We start from the raw sequence: 6,969 nt of genomic DNA, 5'->3' as shown, positions 1-6,969 counted from the left end.
CTATTTCATCTTTCTCTTACTTTGAAATTTACGTGTTTTATACATCGCGGAGCTAAAATTTTATTTGATAAATTCCAAAAATACCGCAAATTCCACGACGAGTTAAAATTTACGAACGCGCCAAATTTACGGCGCCGCAAAATTTAAAATTTCACTATGTATTGTGCACGCTGTAAAAATACGCGCCTTGTCAAATTTACCGCAGCGCGAAATTCCGAGCCGCGGTAACCCGTATATTTGATAAATAGATTTCGCAGCGCAAATTGCATTGCTGGCAAATTTAACTTATCGTCGCGCAAAACACTATCCCGCGCAAATTTAACGCAGCGCAAAGTCCTTCGCCGCGCAAACTTACAGCGTATTAAATACTCTATCTCCCGCGTCTCCGAGACCAGGCACGATATATTTTTGCTCGTTTAATCTCTCATCGATCGCCGCGGTAAAAACCTCGACCTGCGGGTAGATCTCGCTAAATTTATGAAGCCCCTCTGGCGCTGCGATGATGGAGATAAATTTGATTTTTTTGACGCCGTTTTTCAGCAGAAATTTCACCGCATCGATCGCCGTGCCGCCGGTCGCAAACATCGGATCGATGATGATTGCGGTGCGCTCTGCGGCGTCTGCGGGCAGCTTGGCATAAAAAAACTCCGCCTGCGCGGTTTTTTCGTCGCGCTGAAAGCCTAAAAATCCCACGCTGGCGTCCGGTATGAGCTTGAAAACGCTATTTAGCATTCCAAGCGCGGCGCGCAAAATCGGGCAGATCATGATCTTTGTAGCGAGCTTATGCGCGCAGGTTTGCGCTACGGGCGTATGCACGCTCACTTCGCGCAGCGCAAGATCGCGCGTGGCTTCGAACATCATCAGGTAGCTGATCTCATCGACGAGCATGCGGAACTGAAACGGATCGGTCCCCCGATCGCGCAGGATCGTGAGCTTATGCTCGATCAGCGGGTGCTTGATAAGCCTCACGTTGGGCAGCTCGCACGCGGTTTGGTACGTACATTTTTGGCTTTGGCTCATTTTCTCTCCTTAAATTTACTGAATTTTGCGCCCTTTGGGGCATTTTGATCGCATATTTTAGCACGAGCTTTTGCGCCATGGCGCTGAAATTTTGCCGATAACGACAACGCGATTTTAAATTTAGCTCATTTTCGCTCGCAATGCACGCGTTATGACATTTAAATTTAGTTCGGCGGCTCGCTTTAAATTCAGCGCTTTTAAAAACGCAGTGCTTTAAATTTAGCTCGCGCGTGCCGCTTTTGATTTGACCGCTATTTAAACAGGGCGCGCTTTTTATCGGCACGCCGGGCTCTACTTTTCGGCGAGCACTCGCGACGTAAATTTCACTTCCGAAATTATCGTTTGAGGCGGCTTTAAATTTACTTAATGCTCGCGCTCGTGAGCTAAATTTTAAAATTCCAGCTGTCTTGCGCGCCTAAATTTATAATTTCATACGCACCGACGCTTTGCAAGCAAGCCGCTTGCACCGAGCACGTATCTTTTTAAATTTAGCCCGCCGCAAGCGGTTAAATTTGCCGTGCCGAAGCGGTCAAATTTAACCGCAAAGCCCCTACTCTTTCACTACGCGCAGAAACGAATACACGTCCTGCACCCCGGGCGCGTGCGTCGCGTACCAGATCGCGTGTTTTTCGTGCTCGATGTCCGTTACTACGCCGCTAAATACCACGTCGCAGCCCACGATCGCCACGCGCACCGCAGTGCCCGAAACGTCGGTATCGGAAAAGAGATTTTTCTTTAAATTTGTAAAAATTTCAAACGAATTGCACGGATATTCGGGCTTTTTGACGCGCAGATAGGTATGTACGCGCCGCACGCCTTCGGTTTGCCGAGCTAAAGCAAACAGCGGCTCGCGCATCGCTTCGCTATCCAGCAGCCCGATGAGATAGACCTCGCCGTAGAAGCACTCGACCTCCAGATCCCAGCTGCTAAGGCCTTTGGTAAATAGAATTTTGCTTTGGATTTTAGTCTGGATGAGCTTGTCGCTAGCGACCTCGCTTACGCTGCGGCTGTCGCGCGCTACGGAGTAGATGTCGTATACGCTAAGCGCGTTACCAGCGGGCGCCAGCGGAGCCGCGCACGAGCTAAATAGCGCCGCGCAAGAGAGCAAAAACACCGACAAAAATGCCAGAAACAAAACCCTCAAACCCTCTCCAATCTCGTTTAATTTCTACTTATCTCAAGCCAGCCGTTAGCTTCACTTTTTAAATTTAGCCCCGCAGGCACCGTTTTATCGCAGCTTCAAATTTTGCGCCGCGAGATTCCGCCCAAACCACACGCCGTAAAATTTTACAATATAAATTTTAAAATTTACGTTGTAATTCGCACAGCTTGCGGAATTTTGCGCTTTTGCCACGGCGGAATTTCGCGCGCAGTATTCGTCGCCGTAAAATTCTACGTGGCTAAATTTCGTTGCAAATTTGCCGCGCGAAATTCTACGGGGTAAATTTCTCGCGGCGGAATTCGCCTCTGTAAAATTTTATATTTCAAAACCCGCGCCCAAAATTCCGCCCAGTCGCGGCTAATTCGTCGTAAGCCCGCCGTCTATCGCAAATATCGCGCCGCTGACCCATTTCGCCGCATCCGAAGCCAAAAACACCGCCGCCTCGCCGATGTCCTGCGCGCTGCCGATTTTACCGAGCGGGTAGATATTTTGCACCATCTGCTCAAACGCCTCGCGCCCCTGCGGGCTAAGCGCGCTTAAATTTCGCTCAAACTGCGGCGTCAGCACGCTTCCGGGCGCTATGGCATTAACGCGCACGCCGAGTTTGCCAACCTCGAAGGCAAGCGATTTAGTGAAAGAATTTAGCGCGCCTTTGGTGATCGAATACGCCGTCGTGGTGCGCCCCACGAGCATTCGGTTCGCAAAATACGACGAGATATTGATCACGCAGCCCTTGCTAGCCGCAAGCGCACCCAAAAGCCCCTGAGTAAGTAGATAGGGCGCTTTGACGTTTAGGTTTAGATGAGCGTCTAACAGCGCTTCGTCGGTCGCCTCAAAGGGTACGAATTTTCCCAATCCGGCATTATTTACAAGGATATCTATCTTAAGGGGTAATGCTAAAATGCGCTCGCAAAGGCCTTTTATCGTTTTGCTTTGCGCCAAATCCGCCTCTACCGCGTAAGCTTTCACACCGTAACCGCCTAGGTTCTCCTGCGCGATTTTTAATTTCTCCTCGCTTCTGCCGAGCAGGATCAAATTTGCGCCCTCTTCGGCGAAACACTTTGCTATGCCAAGCCCTATGCCGTCGCTTCCGCCAGTGATTACGGCGGTTTTACCCCCTAATCGTTTCATACTTTTCCTTTCAATGCGTAAATTTATGCTCTAAAAATTTGAGCGAGACTTACAGATCTTGTAAACTTCGAAATTTTGCAGGCTTTAAAATTTCGCTCGCTTTAAAATTTTACGGCGAAGCGAAATTTCGTCGATAAAATTTTACTAATTTTAAAATTCCATCGATAAAATTTCACGGTGGAATTCCATCACAAAGCTCGCGGCGGAATTTCATCGGGAATTTCATCCGTAAAATTCCACCCAAACTGCGCCGCTTGGCTTACAGCACCTGTTTTACGCTACTAGCCGTGATTTCAAGTAGCCTCGTAGCAAACGGAAATTTCGCCTTCGTTTCTTCAAACTCCGCACCGCTATCAATAAAACGCGCTGTGCCCTTCACTACAAAGCCACGCCCCGCTCCGAACCTGCCTGCTAGCTCCTTCGTTGCGACGCTAAGCTCGACGTTTGGATTTGCCTCCACGTTGCTTTGCGTCTTTTTCATACCCGCAGCGGGGATGAGGATGCGATCACCTTTAATGACGAGATATCTGTTCCACGTATTGCTGATGTGAGCCTCGCCCTGCGCGCAGGTAGCGATACCCACGGCGCATTCGTAATTTAAAATTTCTAAAAATTCCTTGCTAAACATTTCTTCTCCTTAAATTTACATTTTAAAGCTCGCGATTTTGGCTGACAAGCCCCGCGCGCAACTGAAATTTAACTACCTCCGCTACTTTCTGCTGCGGTTAATTTTATATTTCAAAAGCGCATCTTTTTCGGCTTTGCTTACGCGAAAGCTATCGCGGATCTTCGATATCGCCTTGTTTTGGACAAATTTAGCCGCCCGCTTGCTCGCCAAAAACGCAAGCGTGATCTCGCGCTGCTTGATAAACATCTCCGCTATCGCCCACGCCGCACCCATCTGCACGTAGTACCGCCCGTCGCTTTCGGCGGCGCAAATTTCAAAAAATTCCTTAGGCGAGATCGCGTCCATATTTTGCATAAAATAAACGTAGAAAAATCGCCTCTCAAACTCGTCCGCGCCGCTTTTAGCCTGCTTTAGCAGCGCGTCCGCAAAAGCGGCGTTACTGAATTTCGGAGCGAACATATCGCAAACCGCCCAATTAGGCATCGTTTTGATAAAACTGCTCGCAAGCGCAAATTTCGCCTCATCCTGCTTCAAAAGCATTATGAAAAAGCCCTTTAGGACAAACTCCTCGTGAAAAATGGGCTCGTAATTTTGCAGCTTGTGCCGCGCCTCGTCCGCTCCGCCCAAAGCGGCGAAGCTTTTGCGAGCAAGCGCGCGCAGTGCGGAAGTGCGTACGCCTAAAATCTGCGGCGTGGATATTAGGCGCTGCGAAAATTGCGCGAACTTCTCCTCGCTTAGCTCTCGCAGCTGCCCTAGCATCTTTTCTCGTAAATCCATAACTTTCCTTTAAATTTTGATTGCGAATTTTACCAGCCCGAACGCGAGCTGATCTCGGTGCGCTAAAATTTCGCCGCACAGACTATCTATCTAAACAGATCGCGCCGCACGCTCAAACTAATCGCCCGATAGATCGCGCTACTTTAAATCGTCCGCAGCACTCGCTCAAAACCTTTTATTTGAAAAATACGCCCTGCCAAATCGCGCCGTATGCCGCTGGGCGAAGCAAGCCATATCGCCAAAGCCGCTTAAATAAAGCTCGGCGCGTCGTTTGAAAATAAAATCAGATCGCCGCTGTGCGTATTTTCGCTCAAAACCCGCTGCAAATCGCGCTTGTCTTTCAAAACGATAGTCTTTTTTGGATCTATCCTACTTTGCAGCACCTCGGAATTTAGCTCGCCCGTAATGATCACGAGATCAAAAATTTCATCGATCTTGGCGGCGAGCGTCTCGTTGTCCTCGCGCGTGCTCTCGACGATGCCCGGCGTGATGATGACCTTGCGCCCGCCGTAGCTTCGCATCAGCTCGTAGCTTTGCAGCATGCCGCTTAGATTGCCGTTGAAGCTATCGTCGATGATGATTTTGCCGCCCGCATCGAGCCGCGCGAGGCGGTGCTCGACGGCGCTAACATGCGCGACGCGGCTTTTGATCTTATCTGCGCTAAGCCCCAAAAATCGCGCGATCTTTATGCACGCGGCGAGATTTGTAGCGTTAAATTTACCCAAAATCGGCGCGAAAAACTCATGTCTCTTTCCTTGTTCACTCCATCCGTTTAAAGCCTCTTGCGCGCCCCGCTCTTTGTCGCTGCAAATTTTATCGTCGCTAACGGCGCGGACGGCTTGTTCGCAAAATTCTTGCTCGCTCCGTTCGGCGCAGGATATGGAATTTGCATCGTCAAAATCGGCGCCGTAATTTTTAGAATTTTTATCTTTTTCTGCGTATGCCGCGCTATTTGCGTCTAGGCTCAAACCGCCCTGCCCTTCGCTTTCTGCGGCGGATGTTTCTGCGCGCGGCACAGAATTTTCGCAGCTTGCACCGCTTTCATCCTCGCTCAAGCTAAGGCTAAATTTTATGCCGTCCAGATCCGCGCTCTGGATTTCCAGCCCCTCGTCGTAGATAGTGACGCGCTCGCTCGGGCTTTTTTGCGTAGAGCTGTGCAAAAACGCATGCTTTAGCCGCACGCTTGTGAGCGCTTCAAGCTTGGTCTTGCGGATGTTTTCAATGCTTTTGAAATACTCGATGTGTTGCGCGCCGATCTCGCCCACGACGACGATCTGCGGCGCCAAAAACTCGGTGATCTCGGCGATGTCGCCGCTTAGCCTGGCGCCTGCCTCGGCGATGTAGATCTGCGTATCTGCGGGCAGCGCCTCGTTTACGTCGCGCACGAGCCCTGCCAGCGTGTTTACCGAGCGTGGCGTCTTATAGCAGCGAAAGTCGCTTTTTAAAATTTGATACAAGAAATTTTTAATGCTCGTCTTGCCGTAGCTCGCGGTGATCTGAATGATCGTAAGAGAGGGCATCGAGGCCAACTTTTTGCGTGCGTCGGCCTTAAATTTCGCAGCCTGCGCCCGCTCGTAAGCAAAACTCGCCGCAAGGCCCGCGCCAAGCGGTAAAAAGATCGACAAAACCGGCCCCCCCACGGCATAAAACGCGACGTTAAAGCTAAACACACAAACCGCTAAAATCGCAAAAAATCGCTTCACGCGCGGCGTAAAGACGAGCTTTTTATCAAGCCCTCTTTGCCAAAAATAAAGCGCTAGCGCATAGACCGCGACGATTAGAATTTTAGCGGCGTGCAGAGCATAGAGGGGCGCGGTGCCGAATTTAGCCGCACAGAGGCCCGCCGTAATCTCGCAGCTAAGATACGCCGCTAGCGGCAAAATCAAAAAATAGAGGTGCCACGCGGGTTTGGTGAAGTGAAAGATGATGCGCGCGGGCTTGTACGAAAACCACTGCAAGCAGGTGATCAGATAAAAGCCGAGCATCAGGACGAATGCCGCGTGCGCGATCAAAAATATTATATTCATCTTTTAAAATTCCTTTTTATAAATTTGCGCGCCCGCTTTGCAAGCCCGTGCGGGCAAAATGCGGCGAGCTAGGGCTAACAGGCATTTGGCTTCATTTGCAAATTTTACGAATTCTCGCTTTGCAAATTCTATTTTACAAACTTCGCTAGCTCGCAAATTCACGCTCTCGCAAAAGCTGCACGAGCCGCGCTAGATAAATTTACGCTGCCGCGCGACTTTTCGTT

Annotated in this window: 6 protein-coding genes; all 6 read right to left on the bottom strand. The window is 49.9% G+C overall.

Annotation, left to right across the window (positions count from 1 at the left end):
• Window positions 1-351 precede the first annotated feature (351 nt).
• A complete protein-coding gene (gene upp / locus Q0369_RS02830) occupies window positions 352-978 on the bottom strand; it encodes a uracil phosphoribosyltransferase (RefSeq protein ID WP_298095690.1) in 627 nt (208 codons plus the stop codon).
• 592 nt (window positions 979-1,570) lie between these two features.
• A complete protein-coding gene (locus Q0369_RS02825) occupies window positions 1,571-2,164 on the bottom strand; it encodes a BON domain-containing protein (RefSeq protein ID WP_298095686.1) in 594 nt (197 codons plus the stop codon).
• Between the two features lie 375 nt (window positions 2,165-2,539).
• Window positions 2,540-3,313, bottom strand: a complete 774-nt coding sequence (locus Q0369_RS02820) for an SDR family NAD(P)-dependent oxidoreductase (protein WP_298095683.1) — start codon at window positions 3,311-3,313, stop codon at window positions 2,540-2,542.
• Window positions 3,314-3,572: 259 nt separating this feature from the next.
• Entirely contained in the window at window positions 3,573-3,941 is a 369-nt protein-coding gene (locus tag Q0369_RS02815) for a pyridoxamine 5'-phosphate oxidase family protein (protein ID WP_177389050.1), read from the bottom strand.
• 81 nt (window positions 3,942-4,022) lie between these two features.
• Window positions 4,023-4,718 carry a DNA alkylation repair protein gene (locus tag Q0369_RS02810; protein WP_298095680.1) on the bottom strand — a complete coding sequence of 232 codons (696 nt, stop codon included), beginning with the start codon at window positions 4,716-4,718 and terminating at the stop codon, window positions 4,023-4,025.
• A gap of 248 nt (window positions 4,719-4,966) precedes the next feature.
• A complete protein-coding gene (locus Q0369_RS02805) occupies window positions 4,967-6,745 on the bottom strand; it encodes a Mur ligase family protein (RefSeq protein ID WP_298095678.1) in 1,779 nt (592 codons plus the stop codon).
• Between the last annotated feature and the right edge of the window lie 224 nt (window positions 6,746-6,969).

This window comes from uncultured Campylobacter sp. (assembly GCF_938030685.1).
GTDB lineage: Bacteria > Campylobacterota > Campylobacteria > Campylobacterales > Campylobacteraceae > Campylobacter_B.
The sequence above is the reverse complement of the archived record's forward strand: the minus strand, read 5'-3'. Positions and strand labels throughout refer to the sequence as shown.